This window comes from Pseudomonas sp. EA_15y_Pfl1_P101 (genome assembly GCF_963970835.1).
GTDB classification, from domain to species: Bacteria; Pseudomonadota; Gammaproteobacteria; order Pseudomonadales; family Pseudomonadaceae; genus Aquipseudomonas; species Aquipseudomonas tritici.
In genome coordinates this window covers 61,990-88,541 of record NZ_CAXAPA010000007.1, presented here as the reverse complement: position 1 = coordinate 88,541, position 26,552 = coordinate 61,990, and the positions used below count along the sequence as shown (strand labels likewise).

18 protein-coding genes are annotated in these 26,552 nt (G+C 59.8%); 12 read left to right on the top strand and 6 right to left on the bottom strand.

All coding sequences use genetic code 11. The annotated features are described in order from the left end of the window. Positions 1-43: 43 nt before the first annotated feature. From AACY36_RS12820 to AACY36_RS12810, 3 genes are all read right to left on the bottom strand, one after another. A complete protein-coding gene (locus AACY36_RS12820) occupies positions 44-4,630 on the bottom strand; it encodes a hypothetical protein (protein ID WP_339418648.1) in 4,587 nt (1,528 codons plus the stop codon). Positions 4,631-4,730: 100 nt separating this feature from the next. Beyond that, entirely contained in the window at positions 4,731-5,708 is a 978-nt protein-coding gene (locus tag AACY36_RS12815; protein ID WP_339418650.1) for an asparaginase, read from the bottom strand. Positions 5,709-5,789: 81 nt separating this feature from the next. After that, entirely contained in the window at positions 5,790-7,235 is a 1,446-nt protein-coding gene (locus AACY36_RS12810; protein WP_339418651.1) for an alanine/glycine:cation symporter family protein, read from the bottom strand. Positions 7,236-7,760: 525 nt separating this feature from the next. Here AACY36_RS12810 and AACY36_RS12805 point away from each other — a divergent pair. The 4 genes from AACY36_RS12805 to AACY36_RS12790 are packed head-to-tail and all read left to right on the top strand — an operon-like array spanning position 7,761 to position 14,283. Next, positions 7,761-10,346, top strand: coding sequence for a type VI secretion system Vgr family protein (locus AACY36_RS12805; protein WP_339418652.1), 2,586 nt, complete (start codon positions 7,761-7,763; stop codon positions 10,344-10,346). Next, positions 10,339-12,348: a T6SS effector phospholipase Tle3 domain-containing protein gene (locus AACY36_RS12800; RefSeq protein WP_339497203.1), complete on the top strand. Its 2,010-nt coding sequence runs from the start codon at positions 10,339-10,341 to the stop codon at positions 12,346-12,348. The genes AACY36_RS12805 and AACY36_RS12800 overlap by 8 nt, the downstream gene beginning before the upstream one ends. Then, positions 12,341-14,017, top strand: a complete 1,677-nt coding sequence (locus tag AACY36_RS12795) for a type VI lipase adapter Tla3 domain-containing protein (protein ID WP_339497202.1) — start codon at positions 12,341-12,343, stop codon at positions 14,015-14,017. Before AACY36_RS12800 ends, AACY36_RS12795 begins: the two co-directional genes overlap by 8 nt. Further along, positions 14,014-14,283 carry a PAAR domain-containing protein gene (locus AACY36_RS12790; RefSeq protein WP_339418655.1) on the top strand — a complete coding sequence of 90 codons (270 nt, stop codon included), beginning with the start codon at positions 14,014-14,016 and terminating at the stop codon, positions 14,281-14,283. Before AACY36_RS12795 ends, AACY36_RS12790 begins: the two co-directional genes overlap by 4 nt. A 158-nt stretch (positions 14,284-14,441) precedes the next feature. On the opposite strand, the gene aspA is transcribed toward AACY36_RS12790, so the two are convergent. Then, positions 14,442-15,866, bottom strand: coding sequence for an aspartate ammonia-lyase (gene aspA, locus AACY36_RS12785; RefSeq protein WP_339418656.1), 1,425 nt, complete (start codon positions 15,864-15,866; stop codon positions 14,442-14,444). 182 nt (positions 15,867-16,048) lie between these two features. Between aspA and AACY36_RS12780 the strand changes: the two genes are divergently transcribed. The 5 genes from AACY36_RS12780 (at position 16,049) to AACY36_RS12760 (ending at position 19,798) form a co-directional block, all read left to right on the top strand. Further along, positions 16,049-16,957 (top strand): LysR substrate-binding domain-containing protein, encoded by a 909-nt coding sequence (locus AACY36_RS12780; RefSeq protein WP_076952091.1) that lies wholly within the window; start codon positions 16,049-16,051, stop codon positions 16,955-16,957. A gap of 287 nt (positions 16,958-17,244) precedes the next feature. Next, positions 17,245-17,736: a 5-(carboxyamino)imidazole ribonucleotide mutase gene (gene purE, locus AACY36_RS12775; RefSeq protein ID WP_003176980.1), complete on the top strand. Its 492-nt coding sequence runs from the start codon at positions 17,245-17,247 to the stop codon at positions 17,734-17,736. Positions 17,737-17,747: 11 nt separating this feature from the next. Then, entirely contained in the window at positions 17,748-18,833 is a 1,086-nt protein-coding gene (locus AACY36_RS12770) for a 5-(carboxyamino)imidazole ribonucleotide synthase (RefSeq protein ID WP_339418660.1), read from the top strand. Between the two features lie 106 nt (positions 18,834-18,939). After that, on the top strand, positions 18,940-19,185 hold the full coding sequence (locus AACY36_RS12765; RefSeq protein ID WP_003231726.1) for a GlsB/YeaQ/YmgE family stress response membrane protein: 246 nt from the start codon (positions 18,940-18,942) through the stop codon (positions 19,183-19,185). A 76-nt stretch (positions 19,186-19,261) separates the two neighbouring features. Further along, positions 19,262-19,798 (top strand): DUF3299 domain-containing protein, encoded by a 537-nt coding sequence (locus tag AACY36_RS12760; RefSeq protein ID WP_339418662.1) that lies wholly within the window; start codon positions 19,262-19,264, stop codon positions 19,796-19,798. A gap of 117 nt (positions 19,799-19,915) precedes the next feature. Here the strand turns inward: AACY36_RS12760 and AACY36_RS12755 are convergent, their stop codons facing one another. Next, a complete protein-coding gene (locus AACY36_RS12755; RefSeq protein WP_339427701.1) occupies positions 19,916-20,815 on the bottom strand; it encodes a D-hexose-6-phosphate mutarotase in 900 nt (299 codons plus the stop codon). Positions 20,816-20,872: 57 nt separating this feature from the next. Then, a complete protein-coding gene (locus tag AACY36_RS12750; RefSeq protein WP_003176975.1) occupies positions 20,873-21,277 on the bottom strand; it encodes an acyl-CoA thioesterase in 405 nt (134 codons plus the stop codon). Positions 21,278-21,679: 402 nt separating this feature from the next. Between AACY36_RS12750 and AACY36_RS12745 the strand changes: the two genes are divergently transcribed. From AACY36_RS12745 to AACY36_RS12735, 3 genes are all read left to right on the top strand, one after another. Further along, complete coding sequence (locus AACY36_RS12745; protein WP_339418666.1) at positions 21,680-22,969, top strand: MFS transporter; 1,290 nt, start codon at positions 21,680-21,682, stop codon at positions 22,967-22,969. A gap of 178 nt (positions 22,970-23,147) precedes the next feature. Further along, positions 23,148-24,134 (top strand): phosphate ABC transporter substrate-binding protein PstS, encoded by a 987-nt coding sequence (locus tag AACY36_RS12740; RefSeq protein ID WP_339418668.1) that lies wholly within the window; start codon positions 23,148-23,150, stop codon positions 24,132-24,134. 384 nt (positions 24,135-24,518) lie between these two features. Beyond that, positions 24,519-26,552, top strand: coding sequence for an ABC transporter permease subunit (locus AACY36_RS12735; protein ID WP_339418689.1), 2,034 nt, complete (start codon positions 24,519-24,521; stop codon positions 26,550-26,552).

Here is a 26,552-nt window from a genome sequence, read left to right as displayed (position 1 = left end):
GCAGCAAGTTGCATGCCGCCTATTCGCCGGAGGCGGGATCGGGTTAATCGAAAAACAGTTGTCTGGCCTGTTCCTTGCTGAGTTCGCTGCGGAAAAAGGCGATCTTTTGCGCGTCATTCAAACCTTTAGGCGTATCGGCCGCCGGCCCCAGACGAGCCTCTGCGACAGTTTTCAGGCGACCCGAGAGGTAAGACCTGGGCACGGTCCAGGAGGTGCTGTAGTGAAAGTGCGCATACCAGAGCACCTCATGGGTTTGGCGCAGGCTGATGGTGTATTCATCCAGGTAGTCGGGCCGAACGCCTTTCAGGCGGCGCCGGTTGATGGTTTTCCTGATGGTGATCGCGTTGCGGCTCTTCAGCCATTCCACACCGGATGGCGTGGGCGGATGTTGTTTGAGCGCATTGGTGACCTGCTCGTTGCTGCGTTGATACAGGTCGGTGATAGCCAGGCTCAACGCTTTGTTGACGGGGCTACCCGCCGGCGTATCGGCGGCGTTGCTTTGGGTTAGCGCGTGATCGATGGCGGCGCCGGCCTGCTCCAGCTTTCTGGCTTGCTGGTGGTACAACTGCTCGATACCGAAAGGTGTTCGATCCGTCTGTTGTGCACGGGCGGAAGCACGCTCAAGGAAGGTCGGAAGTTCGTCCAGCAGCGCCTGACCTTCATTGATGCGGGCTTGCACATCCACCGGCAGGGTACTCGGCGGTGGCGTTTTTACCCGCTCCACCCAAACCCCCTTGGGTTTCTCATGAAACGTAGCGACTACCTGTTGGGTCAGCGGCGAGCGGATATCCACCAGCCAAGTCTCCTGCGCGACATCTTCCAATCGGAGCTCGCCAAGCAGTTGGCCGTGGTAGCGGGTTTTGATGAATTTGCGTTGCTTACTGGGCGGCGTGGCCGGCGGTGTCGGGCGACTTCTGAGGATATCCCGCTCTGCGCTGAGCAGGCCCAGGTGGCCCACGGCACGCTGCTTGAACTCATTCAGTTGGTCACGCAATTCCGTAAGTTGCGCGTCGATCGCTTGCGCGGAGTATTCCGAGGGGAAATCCTGCAGGCGCTCGTCAAGCAAATCGAACTGCTCGACCAGGCTGCTCAAGGTGTCGATGCGTTCGTCCATGCGCGAATCGCTGCGTTCGAGCAGCGTATCGCGCAGGCACTGGATAGCAATTGTCGCCTTGTCGATGATCCCATCAATCCCGGCCCAGGCCTTGGGTTGGCTGGCGACGGTGTTTTCGGGCATGCACAGGTTGCGCGTCACCTCGACCTGCAGCGTCTTGAGGTCATCGATGCTATAGGACGGCAATGCGCCTTGGGTGTTAAGGATCAGGCGCGCGCCATCCTTGGCAAGCTTATGCAGTTCATCGAAGCGGGTTTGCATGTAAGTCAGGTGTTCGATCATCTCGGTGTTCAAGGTCTTCAGGCGACGAGATTCTTCAATTGGACGTTCCTGCGAGGTTTGGACCTGGCTTTCGATTTGCTCCAGCGCCGTGCGCAGCCTCGGGGTGAATTCGATCAGGGTTTGCTGGATGCTGGCCTGAGTCATCTCGGTCTGGGCCTTGAGGTAGCCCAGGGCTTTTTGCGAGTAATCCGGGGTTGGTTCTTGGACGCTCAATTCCTTGAGCTTTTGCAGGGCGTTTTCATAATCGGTGCATTGCTCGCTCAGGGTTTGCTGGTAACTTTGCCTGCGGGACTGGGCCGATGTGGAAGGGCCGGCCTGCGCCGCTTCTCGTGCGTGCTGCAATTGTTGCTGGGCGTCCTTTTTGCCACTTTCGAAGTCACTCAACTGTGTGCGCAATTCTTGCGCGCGCTTTTGCGCCAGCGCTCTGCTCTTTTTAATAAGAACCTTGGGCCCGGCCCCACGCAGTCGCAGGCGCGTGTCGATGAACCACTGGCCCTGACGGTTGTGGATCAGCGGCGGGCCGGTGCGATCAGGTTGGTTCGCATCGACGATCAACACCGCGTCGTTCTCGTCCACCTGCACCTGAAACCACCGCTCGCCCACTGGCGCGTAGTAGTGCTGCCCGCTCCAGTATAGGTGTTGGTGGGCGCCCTCGGCGTTGATGGCTTTGCCGAGCGTGGTTGGTTTATCCACCTTGAAGCGCTCCAGCACCGCGCCCAGGCTGGCCGGTGTGCGGTTGGCCACGCCAACGCTGTGCAACGGTTGCCCGTGGTTTGACGGCAATGTGTCGCTGCGGATGTCTGCGATTTTTTTGATCACAAATTTAATGTCGGGGGTGGGACGTGGGGCGGGTGCTTTCTGCTGGCTTGTGGCCGTGCTGGCGGCCTGGCGACGCGGTGCGCTGCGGGCCGCACTGTGTAACGCGAGGGCTATGCCGAGGTTGAGCAACAGGTCGGTAAGCGTTACCTGGGATGACTGCTGATCCGAATGGCGTTGGGCGTCGACCAGTTGTTGCAGGTCATCCATGATTTGCCAGATCCAGGCGGCGGCGCCCACGGTACGGCCGAGAAACGGCAACGCCGTGTTGAAAATGATCCAGCCGGCGCGCTTGAACGTGGCCCAGCGAGCTTCGGCATTGGACACCGATTGACGGTCCGCCAATTTGACCAGTGCGTCGGCATTGGCCTTGAACAGACCCTCCATCACGTCGCCGCCCATGACGTTTGTGCTCAGGCTCAGAGGCCCGCTCAGGGTGATCAACTTGACCGGGTCCACCAGGAAGTCCACCACCACCCAAGGTGACGGCAAAGGGCTGGGGAACACGTAACGTTCATAGTCACTGCGCGCGTTATCGGGCAGCCAGGCCAATACCGAATCGCGCAGGCTGTCGGATTGCTGGAGGGCATACAGCAAGTTGGCGGGCGAGGGGTACTGGGTCAGCGGTTGGTCGAGCAAAGGCCGATACAGCAGGCAGGGTCCCGTCGCCATGTCCTGCGGGCCGATGACAAACATGTTGTCGACGGCATCTGGCGTGGCGTCCAGTCGCCGCGTGGGCACAAAGGCCAGTGGGCGAATGACGATGGGCTTACCGTCCACCTGGCGATCGGCAGCCTCGGCCTGCAATGCCATCGCCACGTAACGGTAGCCGCGCTCATCAATCCCCGCTTCATTACGAATCTTGCATTGCAGCGCCAGAAGCGGCAGTTGAATGCGCAGGTGCTCGGTATACAGCTGCTGGCGGCGTGCGGATTCCTTGGGGTCGTCCAGCAGTTTTTGCTTGATCAGTGCCGGATAGGCAGTGCCGACATCGACGCGCCTAATCAGTGATTCCAGATAGTTGATGGTCAGCCATTCGGGCAATACCTGGGTGGTTTTCTGCCGCAAGGATTTGATGCCCAGGGGCAAAGCAATCAGGTTTTGCAAGGCCAGCTCCGCCAGGTCGAACCGCGTGGTGTCGATTTTCCCCGGTATGGCAAACGTGCCCCAGAGCACCGGGCTCTGAATCTCGATCTCAAGGCCGTCGAGCGTCTGCAGGGGGGCGTCAGGATGGTCCTTGAGCATTTCGGCGCGCAACCGGTCCTGGGTAAACTGCCGGATGGGCGCGATCCCATCCTGGTAGGACTGGCTCTGATTAGCGCTGTGCAGTGCCGCCAGGTCTTTCAAATGCCGGGAATAGGCGTTCAGGTCCTGGGTGTTGGCGCTGTTTAGCCAGCCGGGCAAGGCGTGACGGTACCATTGCATATCGACGCCGTCGCCCTGGGCAGACGGCGGCATGGCCGCCACGGTAGGGCCGTCAGTGTTGTGCAGGTCGGAAGAATAGAGAGTGCCGATGGCTTCTATCTGAATGTTGATCATGACGCAGGCCAACTGGTCGAAGAAATCACCGTCCAGCTCCAGCAATCGCCACTGAATCTGCGTGTGCTTGGTATTGGTGTCGATCAGTAACGGCAGGTCATCGCCCAGTTGCTCAAGGGTGCTGTATTTCTTGTACCCCTGCAGCAGCGAGTGGATCAGGATCACCTCGCGCCCGTCCTGCTTGCCGATCAGCACGCTGACCAAGTGTTCGTTGAGGTGGCGCACGCGGCCATCGGCTTCGACCTGATCAATGTCGATCAGGTAAGCCCGGGTAGTGTAAGGATCGTTGGCGCGCCGGTCGAGCGGGTCGGGGGCCAGGTAGAGCTGGCGCGCCATCCGGCAGTCCTCGGCCGTCCAGCCACCGATATAGTGCACATTCCAGTAGTCGCGCAACACGCTCGACATCATATGCAAGCGCGGGCCTCGGTCGCCGTCGACGCAGTTCCAGTAGTCCACTTGGTACTGCTGGTAAGCGCGCAGCATCAGCGGCGCCAGGGTGTTGAGGAGGCCAGCGATGTCGAGAATGCTCACCGGCAGGTGCACCGCAGGTTCCATGATCGGCTGTTGCGTGAGGAACTGCTCGCCCTCGATATACCGGGTCGGCACTGCCAGCACCGCCTGTATCGCGAGGATATCGGTAAGCGCCTGATAGTGGGGCGGGCGGGTGACCACTTGGTCTTCGACGATTTCCCTGGCGGGGGTGCCGACCATAGCGATGTTGGGATCGATGTCCAAGTGGGGATAGCGTTCCCGCAATTGCTCGCGCAACAACGTGGCGGCCACTTCGCGAAATATGGGGCCGCTGGACATTTGGGTGAGCAAGACCTGCGTAAGGTTGGTGCGAACAGCGGGTTTAGGCCTGGGCGTGAGTGAGGTCATGGGCATTCCTGGCGGGCAAAAAAATGGCAACGACCCGAGAGGAATCGGGTGTTGCCATGCTAGAAAGCTCGTCGAAAGGAGGGCGGTGCTTATATAGCGTTCAGCCCAACTCGCCGCACAGGTTGGTTTCCACCAGGCGGCGAACTTCATCTTGGCTCAGCCCTGCACCGATCAACGCATTGAGCTTGCCGAACGCAGTTTCGCGGGTCATCCCGCCACCGGACAGCACGCCCACGCCGCGCAAACGGCTGCCGGCTTCGTAGACATCCAGTTCCACGCCGCCTTCATGGCATTGAGTGACCGCAACCACCACCACTCCATGGTCCTGCGCACGCTGGAGGCTGGCGAGGAACCCAGGGTTATCGCTTGGCCCGGTGCCGCTGCCGAAGCACTCCAGGATCAGCGCCTGAATGCCGCTGCCGATCACTGCGTCCAGCACCGCCGCGTCGATACCCGGCACCAGAGGCAGTACGCCGACCGTGGCGAGGCCCTTGGCTTGGCGATAGTCCAACGCAGCAGGCAAGGCCGTGGCGCGCGGCACACCGCACTGGCGTTGCAAGGCGGCGAAGGGATGGCGCCCGAAGCTGCGGATCTTCGCGCAGCGCGTCGGGTCCATCAGTGCGCCGTGGAAGTACAGGTGCACACCTGGTGCAAAGCCGTTGCCCAAGGCTTGCAGCGCACCGCTGACGTTTTCCCAGGCATCACTGTCCGGCACGCCGGCTGGCAGCATGGAGCCGGTGAACACCACCGGTGCCGGCAGACCCAGCAGTTGGAAGCTCATGGCCGCTGCGCTGTAGGCCAGGGTATCGGTGCCGTGCAGGATCAGCACGGCATCGCAGCCTTGGTCCACGGCGTCGATCACTGCTGTGTGCAAACGCTGCCAGTACGCAGGGGTCATGTTGGCGCTGTCGATCAGCGGCGCCATTTCCTGGAAGCGCCACGCAGGCACAGGCTGGTCGGTGAGCTGTTCGCGCATGCGTGCTTCAAAACCGGATGCGGGAGCCAGGCCATTGGCGCTGGCCTGCATGCCAATGGTGCCACCGGTGTAGAGCACCATGACGTTGTTAGCTGGTTGCATCGAGAAATCTCCTGAACGAAAAACGCCGCCGGGCCCAGAGCATGCCCAAGGCCGGGCGGCGTGTCATCTACCTAACTGCGCTCAGCGTTGCGGTTGAGCGTTCAGTTCAGCCGAGGCTGCCGCTTCCGGTTTTGCCGGGTTCGCTGGCCAGGCCTTGCGGTCCAGGTCCAGGTCAGGGAACTGGCTGGAATCGAACACAGGGGTCTTGATGCCTGCCGCACGCTGGTTGTCGTAGTCATTCAGGATGCGCATGGCGATCTTGAACAGGAACGCCAGGGCAAACAGGTTGACGAACGCCAGCAGAGTCATGGTGATGTCGGCAAAGGCGAACACGGTGCCCAGGTTTTCGATCGAACCCCAGAAAATCAGCACCAGCACCAGCGCCCGATAACCCATCAGCACCTTGCGGTTATTGCCGACCAAAAAGCGCAGGTTACTCTCGCCGAGGTAGTAGTTGTACATGATCGAGGTGAACACGAACAACGCCAGGGCCACCGAGATGAACATGCGACCCCAATCGCCCACTACCGCTGCCAGGGAGTTCTGGGTCAGGGCAATGCCGTCGCCTTCAAAGCCCGGGGTGTAGAAACCGGAGAGCAGGATCAGCAATGCAGTACAGGTGCAGATCACGAAGGTGTCGAGGAACACGCTGAACGCCTGGACCACGCCTTGGGCGATCGGGTGTTCCACGGAAGCCACCGCCGCCACGTTAGGCGCACTGCCCAAGCCGGCTTCGTTGGCGAACACGCCGCGTTTCACACCCATGATGATCGCGCTGCCTACCAGGCCACCGAAGGCTTGGTCGAGGCCGAAGGCGCTCTTGACGATGGTCGCGAGCATGGCTGGCACTTGGTCGAATTGCAGCACGATCACGTACAGGGTTACCGCGATGTAGATCAGGGTTTTGACCGGCACCAGCAGGTCGGCGATCGAGGCGATGCGCTTGATCCCGCCGATGAACACCAGGCCCAGCAATACCGCCAGCGCCAGGCCGGTGTAGGTGGTGTCCAGGCCAAAGGCGTTGTTCAGCGAGTGCGTCACGGCGTGCGCTTGCAGGCCGTTGAAGGCAAAGCCGAACGTCACCAGCAGCAGGAACGCCATGACCATCCCCAACCAGCGTTTTTGCAGGCCGTGCTGGATGTAGTAAGCCGGGCCGCCACGGTAGGTGCCTTCGGCATCGGTGCGTTTGTAGAGCTGGCCGAGGGAGCACTCGATGAAACTCGAAGACATGCCCACCAACGCGGTGACCCACATCCAGAACACGGCGCCCGGGCCACCCAGGGTCACGGCAATGCCGACACCGGCAATGTTACCGGCACCCACACGGCCGGCCAGGCTGAGCATCAGCGCCTGGAACGAGCTGAGCTGGCCAGCGCTGCTTTTCAGGCTGTCTTTAAACACCGAAAACATGTGGAAGAAGTGACGAAATTGAACGAAACGCGAGCGAATCGTGAAATAACCGCCGAGCCCGACAATGAGCACGATCAGTACTTTCCCTGAGAGGAAGTCGTTGATGACTTCGAGCATGGAGTGTTCCTCGCTGATTTTTCTAATGGCAAACGCAGGACGGTTCGACGCCGTCGCATCGCACCAGGCAGTGCGCGACAGTTCGACCCCAATCCTTTTGCGGGTTGTTATTCATGCGGTTTCGCGCAGTTTCAGGGCCTCGTTACCGACGGCCGCAGACGCGAGAGGGGCGGCACTATACCTAGGCGAACGTGATTCGTCTGCTCGGGCTGATTAAAGGTTTCACCAAAATGCGAATAAACGCCACAAACCAATGTGAGAGCAGCTGTCTGGCAGCGGCACCGCATCCTGACGCCAAGCGCTGCCAAGCTCATCGTCATCGCCTCGAAGCCGACATGTGTACCTCTTATTAGTGCCCGTCGCGAGAGCTATGTGAAACGAGCGTTTTGATAGTCCGGCGTTTGCACATTGTGGCACTGAAGTTACATCGGGAAGTGCCCGACCAAAAAAGGGAATCTTTCCGACATCGCTTCCAGATATTCATTCTTTACCCTCTGCGCTCTTGTGAAATCCAGGAGCAAAGGAATGATTTCCAACGAGTTGAAGGAGGGGGTACCCGGCGTCGATTCGTCCAGGCTGTTCTCTGCACAAAACCGACGATTGATCAAGCTGACTACCCCCGCTATCAATGAGCAGGAACTCCTGCTTGAGAGTTTCTCTGGGACTGAAGCATTGTCGACCCTGTTCAGCTTTGAGCTGTCTCTGCTCAGTCAGGATGCTCGGCTGGAACTCAAGTCACTGATCGGGCAACCGGCGCAGTTGGAAATTGAACTGGCGACGGGAGAGCTGCGCTATATCCATGGCTTTATAAGCCGTTTCAGCCTGCAAGACAGCGATAACGGTCTGGCGCGCTACACCGCAACACTAGGCCCTTGGTTGTGGATGCTGACACGGCGTCAAGATTCTCGGGTCTTTCAAGAGCAGACGGTCGAAGCCATCATTCGTTCGGTACTGGCCGGTTACGGTACGTTGCCCGTATTTGAGTTTCGACTGATACAGCCACTCAAAGTCCATAGTTACATCACACAGTACCGTGAGAGTGACCAAGCGTTCGTCATGCGGCTGCTGGAACAGGAAGGTTTGTTCTTCTATTTCGTCCACGAAAAAGATATACACACCCTGATCGTCAGCAACCACTCCCCGTCGCTGACACCGATACCGCAGCAGCCACAAATACGCTATCACAGTGCATCGGTCACCGAACTTGCGGACTCTATTACGCAGTGGAGCAGCCATCGGACGCTGCAGTCCGGCCGCATGTCCTTAAGGACCTTTGACTACAAGCAGCCCCGAAATGCGTTGTCAGTTGGCATAGCCAGTGTGAATGAGCAGGGTACGGTGGACCCTTACGAAATCTATGATTTATCGGGGCATTACACCCATGCCACTGGCCAGCAAGGTGAGGTACTGGCCCGGCGGCGCCTGGAAGCCATTGAAGTACAAGGCAAGACGTTCAAAGGCGCGAGTAATTGTCGGGCTATGGGATGTGGTTACACCTTTGAACTGACCCAGCATTTTGATCACGACCGTGATGTTCGGGAAGACCGTCAGTTTCTTCTGTTGTCGGTCGAACATCGAGGCAGCAATAACTATCTGTCAGACCAGCCGGCCAGCTATGACAACAGCTTTGAGTGTATCCGTCACAAGATTCCCTTTCGGCCTCTGGTCCAGGTCCCGCGCCCGATTATTTCGGGGCCGCTCACCGCCATTGTGGTAGGGCCCGAAGGTGAGGAAGTGTTTACCGATGACTTGGCTCGGGTGCAGGTGCGCTTTCATTGGCAGCGTGAGCAAGATCCTTCCAAAGATACGACGTGGCTGCGGGTGGCCATGCCCAGTGCGGGTGAAGGTTTCGGTCATCAATTCCTGCCGCGCATTGGGCAGGAAGTGCTGGTAACTTTTCTCGCGGGGGATATCGACCGCCCGGTTGTTACTTCGGTGCTTTACAACGGCGACCACTCGCCGCCACGGTTCAGTAACGCGGCGGGGTTGCCGGGCAATCGAACGTTGTCTGGCATCCAGACCCGCGAGCATAAGGGGCGTGGTTTCAACGAGCTGCTCTTTGACGACACCCCCGGCGAATTGCGTGCTCGGGTGGCCACCACCCATCACGCCACCGAATTGAATCTGGGCAAGTTGGCCATGCCGCGAACAAATGGCAAAGCCCAACCCCGTGGCAATGGTGCCGAGTTGCGCACCGACGCCGCCATTGCCTTGCGGGCTGCTCAAGGGATGCTGCTGACCACCTATGCACGCCACGGCGCGCAAGGTTCGCAATTGGACCGCGAAGAGTTGCTCAGGCTGCTGGAGGAGTGCGGTGACCTGTTCCAGTCACTTGGGCAGACCGCTGCGGCGCGTGGTGGGCAGCAGGTGGACAGTCAAGGCATCGAGGCTTTGCGCCAATCCTTGAATCAATGGCCAGCCGCCGATAGCAACCAAGCAGGTGACCCTATTGCCGCCCTCGCGGCAGAGGCAGGCATTGTCAGCGCCACGCCGCGCTCGCAGGTGCATTACGCCGGTGAAAATCACGACACCACCGCCCAAGACCATCTGCAGTTAACCAGTGGCGCAGCGATGCACTTGCGTGCGGGTAAAGGTATTTCAGCGTTTGCTCAGGATGAAGGTATCAAAGCGATTGCCAATCGCGGCAAGGTTTTGGTGCAAGCCCAAGAGGACGACATTGCCCTGAATGCGCAAAAGAACCTGCAACTGTCGGCCGCCGAAGGCGAGGTGGTGATTAGCGCGCCCACCATACGGTTGGTGGCCGATGACGGTAGTTACATCAAGATCGGTGGTGGGGTCGAGATTGGCACGCAAGGTAAGGCCATCGTGCATGCCGGTGAGCATGATTGGGTTGGGCCCAAGTTCGATAGCGTGGTGCCTGCGGTATTTGGAAGGGATTCGGCGGCGCAACGTTTGGCCTTTCACTATCCGGGCCACGACGACAACAGTCCTCGCCTGGCGGGTGACCACGCTTATCAAGTGGACGTGGGGGATGGCAGCGTGGTGCAGGGCGTGACTGATGCGGCAGGGCTGACGGAGCGGGTTGAACGAGAGGTCATGCACCGCGTTGAGGTGACCGCCTCGCGCAAGAAGGATAAATCCGATGAGTAATTCCGGTTTTTACACCGTGGCACAGTGCAGCACCCGTTTGCTTCCAAACTGCATCACACCCCGCAAGCTGGAAGTGCCTGCCGACCTGCCTGGCGTGGTGATTTTCTTGCACGGCGTCAACGACCCGGGGGCAGCCTATGAGTCGGTTGAGACGGGCTTGTGCCAGGGGGTTAATGAGCGGTTGGATCGGCCGGATCTTAAGGCGGGGCGATATGGGGCTGAGTACAGTGCGGCGAAAGCTCTGCCAATTGAAGAGCTTGTGGGTGAGGAAAAACAGATACTCGATGACCCCGACACTTACCTATACCGCCGCGATACTGCCGACCCCAAAACCCGCAGCCTGTTGATCCCATTCTACTGGGGCTACCGAGCGGCACCGCAACATATCAAGCGCGATGATGCAGGTGACCCCTTCAAAATGCGCAACCAGTACCAGGATGTGCATGGCAATCGGCTGGACCGCCACTTTGCCAAGGCCGGTGGTTTTTTTACCAACGCCACCAACAACCTGATTGAGATGTACGGCGATGGGTTCAAGCCAAACATTAAATCCTGGGCGGCCAACAAAACCAGCAATTATCTGTACTTCGACCATGCACCGTTGCGGCACTATTTCGTGATGGCTGCGCACCGGTTAGCGATGCTTGTTCGGGAGATACGTCGCCTTTCTCCTGATGAAACCATCACCATTATGGGCCACAGCCAGGGCACCCTGATCAGTCTGTTGGCCCAGGCGCTGTTGGTGGATGACAACCAACGCTGCGCCGATACCGTGATCATGGTCGACTCGCCCTACAGCGTCTTACCCAGCGTTACCCCCAAGGGCAGCGACACCTTGTCGACACTGATACGCATCGTCACTGCAATCACCCAGGCTCCTCACGCCCAACCGCCTCTCGCCGACCTCAGAAATCCGCAAACCTACGGCGGCCGTTCCGGCCCGCGATGGTCACCGGAACAGGGAACTCGCCTGGACAAAAACCAGAAGCTGACAGTCTTCCCCGAGCGCGACAATCGCGGCAAGGTTTACTTGTACTTCTGCCCGGACGACACCACCGTCGCACTCAAAGACGTGCAAGGCATCGGCACCTTTGGCATGCCGGATGTACTACCCAACGGCACGCCGGCCATGACGGTGTTGCACTCTTTGCGCTTCTATCAGCGGATGTGGACCAAGCGCCATCGGGACGGCGAGCCCGTACTCGTGGGTAAAACTGCTCAACCCGAACAGATGCGGGCTGGCGGAGAATCTTACCATCCAGGCGGATGGTCGCTTCCCGCCCTTGTCTCCCGGGCCGGGGTGCGCGAAGGTCAGGAACGGCACATCAACGCCGAGGCGCTGCAGCCACCCCATGCCCCACACATGTTCGGTGGCGAGGCAATAAGCGGTACGCCGACGACCTCGGGCCTGGACCGGCCCGACGATGTCGGCAAGGGTGTGGCGCTGGGCAAGGAGGCGGCCAAGTTTGAGTGGATTCAAATGCCGCCCGAGTATGACCCTCCGTTGACCACCCAGCGAGAAGCACTGGCACGTTTTAACGCGCAAAGTGAGGACCCTGAAGACCACACCCGCGCGGTTCGCAAGTCCACGAAGCATTCGCACCATGAGCGTGAAGAGACGCCACGGGAAGCGCGTGCGCGTATGGACGTGGACAGCAACGCTTGGGAGGAAAACTCCTATCACTCAGGGGTGTTGCGCAGCCCGGAAAACCATCGCTGGGTGACGGCGATGGACATTGCGATTGGGCAGGCCAGGTGCCTGGATGATCCGGTGATGCGGGAGGTTTTGGTGGCGATTGCGGATTGGAAGATGGATAAGAAGCAATTTGGGATAGTTGAAAAGCTATCGGGTTGGTCGCGGTTAAGTACTCAGGCTCGATCATTGGTGACAGCCAGCCATTTGTACTACGACAAAGGTAAGTTTCCTTCCGCTGATCTGGTCTCATTGGCCCCACCAACGCTAGTGACTGGCGCCTCGAAAAAGGAGGTGGCCAATGAATGATCGTCGATCCTACATGGAGCTTAGACCGCGCCTTACAGGTTACTTCTGGATAGCCGCGATATTGATAGCCCTTTGGCTTGGGTCTGTCTGGTTTATTGAGCCGATTTCACAGGTAGACAACATGGAAAGTCGAGACATGGGCGTAATGATGGGTAAGGGGATCATTGGTGTCTTTGGGGCATTGATATTGGCCTACAGCGGTCATTGGTGGGGCAAGGCCTTGGCCTCTGAGGAGAAACAACTGGCCGATTACAGGTCCAGTGTCATGGGCAAAAAAGCAGAGCAGATGGCCGAGCAGGAGCGTACGTATTCACTGGAGATTCGGGGATCAGGACTGGCAGTACACCGACGGCACCAGTCGGAAATCTGGCACCTGATTGAGAAGAAGAAAGATAACTTTGCATCCATCTATTCGAAAAATCCCAGTGATTACAAACCTTCTTTGGATTCCCGAGAGATCACTCAGAGCATCAACATCCGCGTGGCCTTCAAGCATTCAGCCAACGACTCAGTGGCGTACTGGCCGATTCCGGTGTTCGCAATTGCACCACCCAAACAACCTGAAGATACAGGTGCGGCCGGAAATATTTTAGGTGGACGCAATGCCGCCACCTTGGGCGTCACCTTGTTCCTTTGGCAGGACGCGGAGAATACCACCCACGCTCAGGGCATGATCGAGCGTTTGTTTCAGTTTTTCGATGACAATCCTAAGGTGCCGCAGGCGTTGATCGTCAGTGAAGATGGTGATGTCACTCGAAATGGTTACCGAGTGGCTGGCACTCCTGGCCTGCAAAACGTTTCAGTCGTCCCTACCGTGTTTGAAAGCATGACCGGCCTGCTGGTAACGCGCTCGGACCGGGTTGATCGCTATATCCGACCGTATGTGACCAATGACTCCGAGGACAATCAAAACAAGAACACTGACATGGGCAAGCTGTGGTCGTTCTACTGGAACCGTGATAATGCGTTCGACAATTGGTATCTGGACACTGAGCGGGCCAAAGGTGCGCCCCCCCGAGTCTCCACAGGCACCATGTCCTCCGCCTACTGGCACGCCCAACTCCCCGACCTTTGGCGAACCCTGAGCAACCGAGGCCCCGGCGATTTCGTCCCTTCCCCTTGGCTCCCGGTCCGCTGGGCACGCCATCAGGTTGCCGAGTTCGACGCCGCACCGATACTCGGCTACTTGCACCGCCCTATCAAAGTTCCGATGCAGGACGAAGCCGGCAAGCGGCTCAAGCCCGCCCTGCAGGTCAAGGCTCTGCAAGCTGGCTGGCTAAAAGCTGTGGACACCTTGCCCAAAGACCAAAAGCCCGTGCGCGTGTTCTACGACAGCACCGCCAACACTGCCGGCGAAATCGCCCTGAACAACGCCTTGCACGCCCTCAACACCGACGGCCATGGCATCGAACTGGGCAACGTCGAAGAGGGCTACGACATCGGCCGTCGTCTGGGCAATACCGGCGTCAGCAGCACCCTGGTGCAAATCAACCTGGCCACGATTGCCAGCTACAAGGACGGCGGCGTGAGCGCGGTTGTTTATTCCGGCTCGGACGGCAGCGTCAGCGTGCAAATGGTTCGGCCACCGGATGAGGCACGCAAGGCACAAAACCAAAAAAACCGTGGCAGCGACCCCTTCAAATATGGCGCACCGGGAGGTGGCGCATGACTAATCCCGTCTGCCTGGGAGACGCCACCAGCAGCGGCGGTACCGTTATTTCCTGCCAACTCGCGGGTACCCACACCCTCAACGGGAAAACACCGGCAGTGCTTGGCGACAAGGCGACGTGCCCACTGCATGGGGGCGAATTTGCTTTTGTTGAGGGGCATCCGAAAAGGCGCATGAATGGTATTCCGATAGTGCTGCAAGGGCACTGCTTGTCCTGCGGGTGTCATGGGATTGCGGGTAATGCTACGGATGTGAAAGTTATTTAGGAAGGCGTCTGTTTGCTGATGACGGCAGCGACCTTAAGGTCGATGAAGGCCGCATAATAAGAGGCGTCAAAAAAAAGGGCCTGAAGATCGAAATCTTCAGGCCCTCAAAAGGTGAGAGGTGTCTAGTCCCTCAGCCTGGTGAGCGGTGCAACAAACGCTTAGGCCTTCAGCGGGACCAAGCGTGGAGCGATCATGTTTTCGGGGCGCAGGATGTCGTCGAGCATGGCGTCGTCGAGCAAGCCTTCTTCGCGCACCAGTTCCAGCACGCCACGCCCGCTTTCAAGGGCGATACGGGCGATGCGGGTAGCGTTTTCATAGCCGATGTAAGGGTTCAGCGCGGTGACCAGGCCGATGGAATGCTCCACCAGTTCGCGGCAGCGGGCTTCGTTGGCGGTGATGCCGACGATGCAGTGCTCGCGCAGCATGTCCATGGAGCGTTGCAGCAGGCGGATCGAGTCGAAGATCTTGAAGGCGATCAGCGGTTCCATCACGTTCAGTTGCAGTTGGCCGCCTTCGGCGGCCATGGTCAGCGCCAGGTCGTTGCCGATGACTTGGAACGCGACCTGGTTAACGGCTTCCGGGATGACCGGGTTGACCTTGCCGGGCATGATCGAGCTGCCTGGCTGGCGTGCCGGCAGGTTGATTTCGTTGATGCCGGTACGTGGGCCGCTGGACAGCAGGCGCAGGTCGTTGCAAATCTTCGACAGTTTCACCGCGGTCCGCTTGAGCATGCCGGAGAACAGCACGAACGCGCCCATGTCGGAGGTGGCTTCGATCAGGTCGGCAGCCGGTACCAGCGGCTGGCCGCTGATGGTTGCCAGACGCTGAACGGCCAGGGCCTGGTAACGCGGGTCGGCGTTGATGCCGGTGCCGATGGCGGTGCCGCCCAGGTTCACTTCGGTCAGCAGTTCTGGCGCCAGGGTTTTCAGGCGGGCCAAGTCTTCGCTGAGGGTAGTGGCGAAGGCGCGGAATTCCTGGCCGAGCGTCATCGGCACGGCGTCTTGCAATTGGGTACGGCCCATTTTCAGCACGTGGCTGAACTCGACGCCCTTGGCAGCGAACGCCTGGATCAGGCTGTCGAGGCTGGCCAGTAACGCGTCATGGCCCAGCAGCAGACCCAGGCGGATCGCGGTCGGGTAGGCGTCGTTGGTCGACTGCGCCATGTTCACGTCGTTGTTCGGGTGCAGGTACTGGTATTCGCCCTTGTTGTGGCCCATGGCCTCCAACGCGATGTTGGCGATGACTTCGTTGGCATTCATGTTGGTTGAAGTGCCGGCGCCGCCTTGAATCATGTCCACCACGAATTCTTCGTGGAAATCGCCGCGTATCAGGCGGGCACAGGCTTCGCTGATGGCAGCGTGCTTGGCTTCGCTGAGCTGGCCCAACTCGCGGTTGGCGTCAGCGGCTGCTTGCTTGACCATTGCCAGGCCGACCACCAATTTCGGGTAATGCGAAATCGGAACGCCCGAGAGGCGGAAGTTATTCACCGCTCGCAGGGTCTGGATGCCGTAATACGCTTGGGCAGGTACTTCGAGTACGCCAAGCAGGTCTTTTTCTGTGCGGAATGATGCAGCGGAGGACATGACGAAAATCATCTCAATAGGGACCCGGAACAGGCCGGAACGCTGCGAATGCTAGGCGTGTAGACGTTTTTGGGCCAATGCTGTTAAGCACTGGCCTATGCACAAACGGCATAATGCGCATGTGACCCAGCTATGATGGCGGGCGTGTGTGCCAAAATGGTGCGTACCCGTGGGAGCAAGTGATGAACCTTGAGAGCAAATGGCTGGAAGACTTCAGTGCCCTGGCGGCAACGCGCAGTTTTTCACAGGCGGCAGAACGGCGCTTCGTCACCCAGCCGGCGTTCAGCCGACGCATCCGCAGCCTGGAAGCTGCGCTAGGCCTGACCTTGGTCAACCGCTCACGCACCCCGGTGGAGCTGACGGCGGCGGGGCAGCTGTTTTTGGTCACCGCGCGCACCGTGGTCGAACAGCTCGGTGAAGTGCTGCGCCATTTGCATCATCTGGAAGGCGGGCAGGGCGAAGTCATGCAAGTGGCGGCTGCCCACTCCCTGGCACTGGGCTTCTTCCCGCGCTGGATCGCGCAACTGCGCAACGAAGGATTGAACATCGCCACGCGGCTGGTTGCGACCAACGTCGGCGATGCCGTGCACGCCCTGCGCGAAGGCGGTTGCGACCTGATGCTCGCGTTCTACGATCCCGACGCGGCGATGCAGATGGACGCCGAAATCTTCCCGTCCTTGCACCTTGGCAACACCGAAATGCTCCCGGTATGCGCCGCCGATGCCGACGGCAAGCCACTGTTCGACCTGGAAGGCGAGGGCAGCGTGCCGTTGCTGGCCTACAGCGCCGGTGCGTTTCTCGGGCGTTCGGTGAACTTGCTGCTGCGCCAGCGTGCGCTGCGCTTTACCACGGTTTACGAAACCGCCATGGCGGACAGCCTCAAAAGCATGGCCTTGGAAGGGTTGGGCATCGCCTGGGTGCCGCAGCTCAGCGTACGCGCTGAACTGGCGCGCGGGGAATTGGTGGTGTGCGGCGGGCCGCAATGGCATGTGCCGCTGGAGATTCGTTTGTATCGCTGTGCGTTGGTGCGCAAGGCGAACGTGCGGTTGTTGTGGCGCAAACTGGAAGGTGGCGCGGCGCAAGGCACCTGAGGGCGACGAAAATCAAATATGGGAGCGGCGGTTCCACGCGTCGACTTGCTCGCTCCCACATGATTCTCCAGCGCCTTGGACTGACTCATAAGTCAATAAAACCGCCACTTTGCGCCGCTAGACAGATGGTCATCCAAGGGGCTGTTTATCTTAATTATTACGGTATACTGCGCGGCCTTCGGCCGGTCCAACTGGCCCAATTTCGTACAACAAGCCACGCCGGATTTCCCGCGTGGCTTGTTGTTTTTTGACGCGCCCGCGGGCGCCCAGAGAGAAGAGGCACGACGATGAGTGCATTGGTTGGCGTGATCATGGGCTCCAAGTCCGATTGGTCCACCCTTAGCCACACCGCCGATATGCTGGAAAAACTCGGCATTCCGTATGAAGTGAAGGTGGTCTCCGCCCACCGCACCCCGGATTTGCTGTTCCAGTATGCCGATGAAGCAGAATCCCGTGGCATTGAGGTGATCATTGCCGGTGCCGGCGGTGCAGCGCACTTGCCTGGCATGTGTGCGGCCAAGACGCACCTGCCGGTGCTTGGTGTGCCGGTGCAGTCGGCGATGCTCTCGGGCGTGGATTCGCTGTTGTCCATCGTGCAGATGCCAGCCGGCATTCCGGTGGCGACCCTGGCGATCGGCAAGGCCGGCGCGATCAACGCCGCTTTGCTGTCCGCCAGCATCCTGGGCGCCAAGCACCCGCAGTTCCACGCGGTGCTGAAAAAATTCCGTGCTGAGCAGACAGACAGCGTGCTGGACAATCCAGACCCACGTATCGCCTGAGGTTGTTGACGATGAAAATCGGTGTAATCGGTGGCGGCCAATTGGGCCGCATGCTGGCCTTGGCGGGCACCCCGCTGGGGATGAACTTCGCTTTCCTGGACCCGGCGCCGGACGCCTGCGCGTCCGCCTTGGGTGAACACCTGCGGGCTGACTACAGCGACCCGGACCACCTGCGCCAACTGGCCGACGAAGTCGATCTGGTGACCTTCGAGTTCGAAAGCGTTCCGGCTGAAACCGTAGCGTTCCTGTCGCAGTTCGTGCCGGTCTATCCGAGCGCTGAAGCCTTGCGCATTGCCCGCGACCGCTGGTTTGAGAAAAGTATGTTCAAGGACTTGGGCATTCCGACCCCAGCCTTCGCCGACATCCAGTCCCAAGCGGACCTGGACGCCGCTGTCGCCAACATCGGCCTGCCGGCCGTGCTGAAAACCCGCACCCTGGGTTATGACGGCAAGGGCCAGAAAGTTCTGCGCACTGCCGCCGATGTGGTCGGTACCTTTACCGAACTGGGCAGCGTCGCGTGCCTGTTGGAAGGCTTCGTGCCGTTCACGGGTGAAGTCTCGCTGATCGCTGTGCGTGCACGTGATGGCGAAACCCGCTTCTACCCGTTGGTGCACAACACCCACGACAGTGGCATTCTCAAGCTGTCCGTGGCCAGCACCGATCACCCGTTGCAGGCGCTGGCCGAAGATTATTCCAGCCGTGTGCTCACGCAACTGGACTATGTGGGCGTGATGGCGTTCGAGTTCTTTGAAGTCGACGGTGGCCTGAAGGCCAACGAAATCGCCCCGCGCGTGCACAATTCCGGGCACTGGACCACCGAAGGTGCCGAGTGCAGCCAGTTCGAAAACCACCTGCGGGCGGTTGCGGGCTTGCCGCTGGGTTCCACGGCCAAGGTCGGCGAAAGCGCCATGCTCAACTTCATCGGTGTGGTACCGCCGGTGGAAAAAGTCATCGCCATCGACGACTGTCACCTGCATCACTACGGCAAGGCCTTCAAGGCCGGGCGCAAGGTCGGTCACGCCAACCTGCGCTGCAAAGACCGTGCGACTCTCGAAGCGCAGATCCTCAAGGTCGAGGCGCTGATCGCCGAACAATAACTCAGGGATCGGCGGGAACCATTCGGTGACCGCCATCCTCTGATTGCAGGATGCCCAAGCCTGACTAGGCTTTGGCATAGTTCACTTTCAATCAGAGGGAAATGCCATGGGTATCATCGGAACCATCTTTATCGGCTTGATCGTCGGTCTGCTCGCGCGTTTCCTCAAGCCTGGCGACGATAGCATGGGCTGGATCATGACCATCCTGTTGGGTATCGCCGGCTCTCTGGCCGCGACCTACGGTGGTCAGGCACTGGGTATCTACCAGGCCGGTCAAGGCGCAGGCTTCCTCGGTGCCTTGGTCGGCGCCATCGTGCTGCTGGTGATCTACGGCTTGATCAAAAGAAAGTAATCAGCCGACAAAGTCCTCTGCGCTGCGCAGGCGCAGAGGGCTAGAATGCTCGGCACTTGTACTTGCGAGCCTCTCCATGCGCCGTCTTCTATTGACTCTCCTCTTGCTGGGCTCTGGCCTGGCACACGCCGGCGAACTGCCGGAAACCGACTGGCTCGACCTGATGCCGCTGTCGGATCAAAAAGCCCTCGAAGCCATGCCCGAGATCGACCACAACTCGCCCGAAGCCCAAGGCACCTTTACCGAAAAAGGCGGCTTGAAGCAGAGCAAGGGCTTGCCGGCGGTGATGTATTCCGCCAAGACCGTGGCGGCCATGAACGGCAAGAACATCCGCATCGGCGGCTACCCGGTGCCGTTGGAAACCGACGCCAAGGGCCGCAGCACGCTGTTCTTCCTGGTGCCGTATCCGGGCGCGTGTATCCATGTGCCGCCACCGCCGCCTAACCAATTAGTGTTGGTGCGTTATCCCAAAGGGCTGAAGCTGGATGATATTTACACGCCGCTGTGGGTCACGGGCACGTTGAAGGTGGAGAAGGTCAACAACGATTTGGCCGACGCCGCCTATGCCCTGGATGCGGGGAAGGTACGGGTGGTGAAGGAATCTGATCTCTAGGGCTCAACACCAATCAATGTGGGAGCTGGTTTGCCTGCGATAGCATCGGCTCGGTGTCACTGATACACCGAATCGTCTGCATCGCAGGCAAGCCAGCTCCCACATTTTGATCGGCGTTTACAGGGCGATACCGGCGATGCTCACGCCCAGCGTGTGGCTTTCACCGGGTGCCAGGCTTATCACATCATCCAGCACATTCGCTGTTTCGATGCACAGCATGCCTGTCCAGCCATCGTCAGCCATGTCATCAAAGGCCTTGGCACGCTCGGTCCAGGGGTTCCAGATCACGGTCGACTTCGAACCCTGGCCGGTGAGCTGGATACGGCGCTGCCAGTCGTTATCGATGATGCTCAACTGCGCGGGTGTATCCAGGTAGATTCGGTCGGTCTCGCCGGTGAAGTGCAGCAGCCCGGATTGCTGTTTTGTGCTCCAGCCGTCGGCGGTATCGATATACGCCGATCCGTCCAGCCCTTCGACCTGCACGTTGCGCACATCGCTCACGGCGAAATAAGTGTGCAGCGCCTGGCTGAAGGTCACGGTGTCGGTGCCACGGTTGTGGCTGGTGAGGCGGATATGCAGTTGGTCGTCGAGCAGCAGGCTGAGTGTCAGGTCGACTTGATGGGGCCAACCAGGGAAGCCGCCCGCGGGTACTGGCAGCATCAGGTCAACGCGCAATGCCTTGCCTTCAAGCCTGGTAGCGGCCAATTCCCAGCGTGCTGTGCGCGCAAAACCGTGCGCGCCGGCAGGCTGATCGCTTTGACGCATCGCCTTGACGCTCTGGGGGTTGCGGTCGAACACGCCAAACCACGGCCAACACACGGGGACACCAGTACGAATGCCTTTGCCTTGCTTGAACACCGCTTCAGGGTTCGGCCAGATCAGCGGCTGCTCGCCGTCGCGTCCGTAACTGAAGATATGTGCGCCCTGTTGGGCCACCATCAGTTCGGCGCCGTTGTGGCGGATGCGCCAGCAATCCAGCTCGTCGATTTTCACGGTCTCAACGTGGGGCGTAGGCATAGCAACACTCTTCAATGGCAGGCAATGGGGCAATTGACCGTCAAAACCGTGTGAGGTTTAACGCGCGCGTGACGGTACCGAGCGCGTACGGCCGCTGCCATCGATGGCGACGAACACGAATACGGCCTCGGTGACCTTGCGCCATTCGCTGGACAGCGGGTCGTCGCTCCACACTTCGACCATCATCTGGATCGAGCTGCGGCCGATTTCCAGGGCCTGGGTATAGAAGGAAAGCTGTGCGCCCACCGCGACCGGCACAAGGAACGCCATGCGATCAATCGCCACGGTGGCGACACGCCCGCCCGCGACCTTGCTGGCCATGGCTGTGCCGGCGAGGTCCATCTGCGCGACCAGCCAGCCGCCGAAGATATCGCCGAAACCGTTGGTTTCACGTGGAAGCGCGGTGATTTGCAGGGCGAGATCGCCTTGCGGGATTGGATCTTCTTGTTCGAGTTCGATCATGCCGAGGGCCTCTGACCCGTGACGCTTCATGGGTATTTCAAGTGGATAGCCGTCTTATGGAAAAACGTTTGAGCACCAACATACACCGCGTGATGCATTTCTCGTAAGGCGTACTAAAGGGAAACTCTGCCAAATCGGCTGGACGGCACCCAACAACGTTTTGGCACAGCAGCCCCTCAAGACTGCGGTTCTTGCGCCTGCAAGGGCCGAGTATATCGGGACCCTGGCGCCACGACGACCTCTGGGGGCTCATTTGGTCGGCAATTCGCGGCTGTATGGGGGCTTTTTGTGACAACTGTGCTTCTGGTGTGCTTTTCCGGGCGATTTGCTATCTTGCCGAACCTGCTCCGGCCCTTCCAACACCTCGGGCTTGCCGTTCTGACTAATAAGAGAAGCCTTGCCATGTCCTCCGTGCCTGCAAGCAGTGCGCAACCTTCGCGCCCGCTGACCCGCAACGACTACAAAACCCTGTCGCTGTCTGCCTTGGGCGGGGCGTTGGAGTTTTATGATTTCATCATTTTCGTGTTTTTCGCCACCGTGGTCGGGAAACTCTTCTTCCCCCTCGACATGCCCGAATGGCTGCGCATGATGCAGACCTTCGGCATCTTCGCCGCGGGTTACCTGGCACGCCCGTTGGGCGGCATCATCATGGCGCACTTCGGTGACCTACTGGGTCGCAAGAAGATGTTCACCCTGAGCATCTTCATGATGGCCGTGCCGACCCTGATCATGGGACTGCTGCCGACTTACGCGCAGATCGGCCTGTGGGCGCCAGTCCTGCTACTGCTGATGCGCATCATCCAGGGCGCAGCCATTGGTGGCGAAGTACCAGGCGCCTGGGTGTTTGTCTCCGAGCACGTACCGCCACGCCATATCGGCTACGCCTGCGGCACCCTGACCAGCGGCCTGACCGCCGGCATTTTGCTGGGTTCGCTGGTGGCCACCGCCATTAACACGCTTTATACCCCGGAGCAGGTCTCCGATTACGCCTGGCGGATCCCGTTCCTGCTCGGCGGTGTGTTCGGCCTGCTGTCGGTGTACCTGCGCCGGTGGCTGCATGAAACACCGATCTTCGCCGAGATGCAGCAACGCAAGACCCTGGCCGCCGAGTTGCCGTTGCGCGCGGTGTTGCGCGACCACCGTGGCGCCATCGTGCTGTCGATGCTGCTGACCTGGCTGCTGTCCGCCGGCGTCGTGGTGGTCATCCTGATGACCCCGACTGTGCTGCAAACCGTTTACCACTTCAGCCCGACCGTGGCGCTGCAGGCCAACAGCCTGGCCATCGTCACCCTGAGCCTGGGCTGCATCGCCTCGGGCGCCCTGGCCGACCGTTTCGGCGCCGGCCGCGTGCTGATCGTCGGTTGTGCGCTGTTACTGGCGACTTCCTGGACGCTGTATCACAGCCTGATGGCCCACCCGGACTGGCTGTTCCCGCTGTACGCCTTGACCGGCCTGTTCGTAGGCACCATCGGCGTAGTGCCATACGTGATGGTCAAAGCCTTCCCGCCCGTGGTGCGCTTCAGCGGGTTGTCGTTCTCCTACAACGTGGCCTACGCCGTGTTCGGCGGGCTGACGCCGCTGGCCGTGTCGCTGTTGATGAAAGAAAGCCCAATGGGCCCGGCCTACTACGTTGCCGCGCTGTGTGTGATGGGGATGGTGGTGGGTGGGTATCTCTGGAAGCGCTCCCGCTGATTGTTTGATAACGATCACTCCCACGGCCTGCGTGGGAGTGATGGCCGTTCCTCGCTGTATCCCCTCCCTTGCCAATAGTGGCCTTTCATCTAACTGTCACATTCCCGACATAGAGTGTTCACACGGCCTCCTGATACTTGGCCCCGATCCAATTATCCCTATCTGCTAGGAGCAAGGCATGAAACTGAAACGTTTGATGGCGGCAATGACTTTTGTCGCTGCTGGCGTTGCGACCGCCAACGCGGTGGCCGCTGGTGTTGATCCGGCAATCCCGGCTTACGTTAAAACCACTGGTGTGTCGGGCAACTTGTCCAGCGTCGGTTCCGATACCCTGGCTAACCTGATGACCCTGTGGGCCGAGGGTTACAAGAAGGAATACCCGAACGTCAACATCCAGATTCAAGCTGCCGGCTCCGCTACCGCGCCACCTGCGCTGACTGAAGGCACCTCCAACCTGGGCCCGATGAGCCGCAAGATGAAGGACACCGAACTGGCCGCCTTCGAGCAGAAGTACGGCTACAAGCCAACCGCTATCCCGGTTGCCGTGGATGCCCTGGCTGTATTCGTGCACAAGGACAACCCGATCCAGCACCTGACCATGGAACAAGTCGACGCCATCTTCTCGTCGACTCGCCTGTGCGGTGCTAAAGCTGAAGTGAAAACCTGGGGTGACCTGGGCGTGACCGGCGACCTGGCCAACAAGCCAGTACAACTGTTCGGTCGTAACTCGGTGTCCGGCACCTACGGCTACTTCAAAGAAGAAGCCCTGTGCAAAGGCGACTACAAGCCAAATGTGAACGAACAACCGGGCTCGGCTTCGGTCGTGCAGTCGATCAGCTCTTCGCTGAACGGCATCGGTTACTCGGGCATCGGCTACAAGACGGCCAGCGTGAAAACAGTGGCCCTGGCCAAAAAAGGCAGCACTGAGTTCATCGAAGACAGCGAAGAAAACGCCCTGAACGGCAAATACCCGCTGTCGCGCTTCCTCTATGTGTACGTCAACAAAGCACCGAACAAGCCTCTGGCGCCGCTGGAAGCTGAGTTCGTGAAACTGGTGCTGTCCAAACAGGGCCAGGAAGTTGTAGTGAAAGACGGCTACATCCCACTGCCAGCCAAAGTTGCCGCCAAGGCACTGGCTGACCTGGGTCTGAAAGAAGGCAACTGATTGCCTCTGCGGGGCCGGCCTGCCGGCTCCGCGTCCGAATTTTCCAATCCGCTGCCAGCTATGCTTCGCGGCGGATTTTTTGCGTCACTGCACTGTCATCTTTCTGTCATACAGGATCGCTAGGGTGTGCGCATGAATGATCTGGCCAATTCCACCATGACGACGACTTCTCCCCCCAAGCGCATTGATTTCAATACGCCTGAGCTGCAACGCAAACGCCGCATTCGCGCGCTCAAGGACCGACTGACCCGTTGGTATGTACTGGTCGGCGGCCTCGCTGTCCTCGGCGCCATCACCCTGATTTTCTTCTTTCTTGCTTATGTAGTCGCGCCCTTGTTCCAGGGCGCCTCATTGACCAAGGAAGACGCACTGACCCCGGCCTGGATCCAGGACGCCGGCAAGCCGCTGATGATTTCCCTCGAAGAACAGAACCAAGTCGCCATGCGGGTTTCCGACAAGGGCCAGGCGCTGTTTTTTGATGTAGCGACGGGCGCCGAACTCAAGCGTGTCGACCTGCCGCTGCCCGCCGGCGCCAGCGTTGCGTCCATCGGCGAAGACCAACCCGGCAGCCCGCTGGTGATCCTTGGTTTGTCCAATGGCCAGTCCCTGGTATTCCGCCACACCTATAAGGTGTCCTACCCGGACGGCAAGAAAACCATTTCGCCTGCAATCGAATACCCTTACGGCGAAACGCCGATCGTGCTGGATAACGCTGGCCGTCCGCTGGAGCACGTCGCCCTCAACGCCACGGACTCCACCTTGGTAGTCGCAGGTTCGGCCGGTTCGCACTTGAACGTGTTGTCCCTGAGCCGTGAAGAAAACATGATGACCGGCGAAGTCACCAGCGAGCAGAAGCGTATCGAACTGCCGCAAATGACTGAGCCCGTGAAGGCGATCTTCATCGACCCACGCCAGCAGTGGCTCTATGTGATTAACGGCCGTGCCCTCGCCGATGTATTCAGCCTGCGCGACAAAAGCCTCAACGGTCGCTACAAGCTGCTGGAAGACGGCAACGCTGAAGTCACCGCCAGCACTCAGTTGGTGGGTGGTATCTCGCTGATCATCGGTAACTCCAAGGGCGGCCTGGCCCAGTGGTTCATGGCCCGTGACCCGGATGGCGAGCAGCACCTCAAGCAGATCCGCACCTTCCAGATGGGCACCACGCCTATCGTTGAAATATCCGCCGAAGAGCGCCGCAAAGGCTTTACCGCCCTCGATGCGTCCGGCAAGTTTGGCGTGTTCCACAGCACCGCGCACCGCACCCTGCTGGTCGACCCGGTGGTCGATGGCGAGGGCGTGTTCGGCATATCGCCACGGGCCAACCGCGTAATTGTGGAAGCCGGCGGCAAGTTGCAACCGTTGATGCTGGACAACCCGCACCCGGAAGTCTCCTGGAGCGCGTTGTGGAGCAAGGTCTGGTACGAAAACTACGACGAGCCTAAATACGTCTGGCAATCGACCGCCGCCAACACCGACTTCGAGCCCAAGATGAGCCTGGCCCCGCTGACCTTCGGCACCTTGAAGGCTGCGTTCTACGCCATGCTGCTGGCTGCGCCGCTCGCAGTTGCCGCCGCGATCTACACCGCTTACTTCATGGCCCCGAGCCTGCGCCGCAAGGTGAAGCCGGTGATCGAGCTGATGGAAGCCATGCCGACGGTGATCCTCGGCTTCTTCGCCGGCCTGTTCCTGGCGCCGTATGTGGAAGGGCATCTACCGGGCATTTTCAGCCTGCTGATGCTGTTGCCGATTGGCATCCTGGTCGCCGGCTTTGTGTTCAGCCGCCTGCCTGAGTCGATCCGCCTGCGGGTTCCCGATGGTTGGGAAAGTGCGATCCTGATCCCGGTGATCCTGTTTGTGGGTTGGCTATCGCTGTACATGAGCCCCTACCTGGAAACCTGGTTCTTTGGCGGTGACATGCGTATGTGGATCTCCCACGACCTGGGCATCACCTACGACCAGCGCAACGCCCTGGTGGTCGGTTTGGCCATGGGTTTCGCGGTGATCCCGAACATTTACTCCATCGCCGAAGACGCTGTGTTCAGCGTGCCGCGCGGCCTGACCCTGGGCTCCCTGGCCCTGGGCGCTACGCCGTGGCAGACCATGACCCGCGTGGTGATTCTGACCGCCAGCCCGGGCATCTTCTCGGCGCTGATGATCGGCATGGGCCGCGCTGTCGGCGAGACCATGATCGTGTTGATGGCCACCGGTAACACCCCGGTGATGGAGATGAACCTGTTCGAAGGCCTGCGCACGCTCGCGGCCAACGTCGCGGTGGAAATGCCCGAGTCGGAAGTCGGCGGTAGTCACTACCGCGTGCTGTTCCTCTCGGCGATGGTGCTGCTGTTGTTCACCTTCATCATGAACACCCTCGCCGAGCTGATCCGTCAGCGTCTGCGCAAGAAATACTCGTCGCTTTAA

Bases quoted from the DNA above. Each gene is read 5' to 3' on its own strand.
- AACY36_RS12820 (WP_339418648.1), bottom strand. From the start codon at position 4,630: ATGACCTCACTCACGCCCAGGCCTAAACCCGCTGTTCGCACCAACCTT.
- AACY36_RS12815 (WP_339418650.1), bottom strand. From the start codon at position 5,708: ATGCAACCAGCTAACAACGTCATGGTGCTCTACACCGGTGGCACCATT.
- AACY36_RS12810 (WP_339418651.1), bottom strand. From the start codon at position 7,235: ATGCTCGAAGTCATCAACGACTTCCTCTCAGGGAAAGTACTGATCGTG.
- AACY36_RS12805 (WP_339418652.1), top strand. From the start codon at position 7,761: ATGATTTCCAACGAGTTGAAGGAGGGGGTACCCGGCGTCGATTCGTCC.
- AACY36_RS12800 (WP_339497203.1), top strand. From the start codon at position 10,339: ATGAGTAATTCCGGTTTTTACACCGTGGCACAGTGCAGCACCCGTTTG.
- AACY36_RS12795 (WP_339497202.1), top strand. From the start codon at position 12,341: ATGAATGATCGTCGATCCTACATGGAGCTTAGACCGCGCCTTACAGGT.
- AACY36_RS12790 (WP_339418655.1), top strand. From the start codon at position 14,014: ATGACTAATCCCGTCTGCCTGGGAGACGCCACCAGCAGCGGCGGTACC.
- aspA (WP_339418656.1), bottom strand. From the start codon at position 15,866: ATGTCCTCCGCTGCATCATTCCGCACAGAAAAAGACCTGCTTGGCGTA.
- AACY36_RS12780 (WP_076952091.1), top strand. From the start codon at position 16,049: ATGAACCTTGAGAGCAAATGGCTGGAAGACTTCAGTGCCCTGGCGGCA.
- purE (WP_003176980.1), top strand. From the start codon at position 17,245: ATGAGTGCATTGGTTGGCGTGATCATGGGCTCCAAGTCCGATTGGTCC.
- AACY36_RS12770 (WP_339418660.1), top strand. From the start codon at position 17,748: ATGAAAATCGGTGTAATCGGTGGCGGCCAATTGGGCCGCATGCTGGCC.
- AACY36_RS12765 (WP_003231726.1), top strand. From the start codon at position 18,940: ATGGGTATCATCGGAACCATCTTTATCGGCTTGATCGTCGGTCTGCTC.
- AACY36_RS12760 (WP_339418662.1), top strand. From the start codon at position 19,262: ATGCGCCGTCTTCTATTGACTCTCCTCTTGCTGGGCTCTGGCCTGGCA.
- AACY36_RS12755 (WP_339427701.1), bottom strand. From the start codon at position 20,815: ATGCCTACGCCCCACGTTGAGACCGTGAAAATCGACGAGCTGGATTGC.
- AACY36_RS12750 (WP_003176975.1), bottom strand. From the start codon at position 21,277: ATGATCGAACTCGAACAAGAAGATCCAATCCCGCAAGGCGATCTCGCC.
- AACY36_RS12745 (WP_339418666.1), top strand. From the start codon at position 21,680: ATGTCCTCCGTGCCTGCAAGCAGTGCGCAACCTTCGCGCCCGCTGACC.
- AACY36_RS12740 (WP_339418668.1), top strand. From the start codon at position 23,148: ATGAAACTGAAACGTTTGATGGCGGCAATGACTTTTGTCGCTGCTGGC.